A 293-nucleotide genomic window follows, 5' to 3' on the forward strand; every position below is an offset into this window, starting at 1 on the left:
GAAACCATTAGCTTACAATCATTCAGAGCCCTATGTCTTGTACAGGGTGATGGACTGCCTTTTGCATAATGAGCCTGCGAGTTGTGGTGTCTGGCAAGGTTAAGCCAAGTGCGAAGCCGTAGCGAAAGCGAGTCTTAATAGGGCGAAATAGTCAGATGCTGCAGACCCGAAACGAAGTGATCTATCCATGAGCAGGTTGAAGCTGGTGTAAGAGCCAGTGGAGGACCGAACCCATTGACGTTGAAAAGTCTCGGGATGACTTGTGGATAGGGGTGAAAGGCCAATCAAACTTC

The 293-nt window shown here is 48.8% G+C and carries 1 rRNA gene; it reads left to right on the top strand.

From position 1 onward, the window contains the following. Positions 1–293: ribosomal RNA gene (locus CJ670_RS09205) — 23S ribosomal RNA — on the top strand; the annotation flags it as partial.

The organism is Arcobacter cryaerophilus gv. crypticus, from assembly GCF_002993025.1.
Lineage (GTDB): Bacteria > Campylobacterota > Campylobacteria > Campylobacterales > Arcobacteraceae > Aliarcobacter > Aliarcobacter cryaerophilus_B.